At 68.4% G+C, this 1,073-nt stretch carries 1 protein-coding gene; it reads right to left on the reverse strand.

Annotated features, from left to right (window positions below; all coding sequences use genetic code 11):
* A partial coding sequence (locus tag M8C11_RS30110) for an IS481 family transposase (protein WP_252454819.1) occupies window positions 1–967 on the reverse strand: 967 nt, incomplete at its 3' end.
* Window positions 968–1,073 lie beyond the last annotated feature (106 nt).

Raw genomic sequence — 1,073 nt, forward strand, 5'->3', positions numbered from 1 at the left:
TGTAATGCCCAGCAGCGTTGTTGACGCGGCTGATGGGTGGTTTGCCGCCGAGTGAGGTGTGGTTGCGGTGGTGGTTGTAGGTGTGCAACCAGGCGGGTAGAGCGTCAGCGCGTTGCTGGTTGCTGGTGAAGGGTTGGGCGTAGGCCCATTCGTCGCACAGGGTGCGGTTGAAGCGTTCGGCTTTGCCGTTGGTCTGTGGCCGGTAGCGGCGGGTGAAGCGGGCGGTGGCACCGAGGTCGGTCAGGGCCTGGTGCCAGGCTCGGCCGCGGCGGTAGGCCAATGCGTTGTCGGTCATGACGCGTTCGACGCGGGTGATGCCGTGGGTGGCGAAGTGCTCGGCGGCGCGGCGTAGGAAGCCGGCACAGGTGTCGGTCTTCTCGTCGGGGTGGATCTCGGCGTAGGCGAGACGGGTGTGGTCGTCGATGGCGCAGTGCACGTAGTCGAAGCCGACACGGCTGGCGTTGCGGGCACGGCGGTGTTCCAGGCTGTCGCGGCCCAAGATGCGCCAGCCGCCGCCGTCGCGAACCCGGCCGAGTTTCTTGACGTCGACGTGGATCAGCTCGCCGGGCCGGTCGCGCTCGTAGCGGCGGATGAGCTGACCGGTGGGCCGGTCGAGCCAGGCCAGGCGATGTAGACCGTGCCGCGTCAGAACGGCGTGCACCGTCGAGGCCGGCATCCCGAGCAACGGTCCGAGCCGGCGAGCCCCGAGTTTGCGTTCCTGGCGCAGTTGGCAGACCCGCGCCTCCAACTGGGCGGACGTCTTGTGCGGCTGGTGGTGAGCCCGGCTGGATCGATCCCGCAGACCAGCGTCGCCCTCGGCCCGCCACCGCTGCAGCCACTTGTAGCCGGTGGCCCGAGAACAGCCCAGTTCCTTCACGACGTGGGCCACCGGCCGACCCTGGTCAACGACACGCGTGATGAGCAGCCGCCGGCCGTGGATGGTCAGCCGGGCATTACGGTGGGCCATGAGACCTCCGGTTCCGTGTGGGCGTCAGCACCTCACACCTCGCCGGAGGTCTCGCCTCGTCTCAAGCCGCCACGCCGTCAACAACCCTCATGGGCATTACAGCTAG

This window comes from Micromonospora sp. CPM1 (genome assembly GCF_023896895.1).
GTDB lineage: Bacteria > Actinomycetota > Actinomycetes > Mycobacteriales > Micromonosporaceae > Micromonospora > Micromonospora tulbaghiae.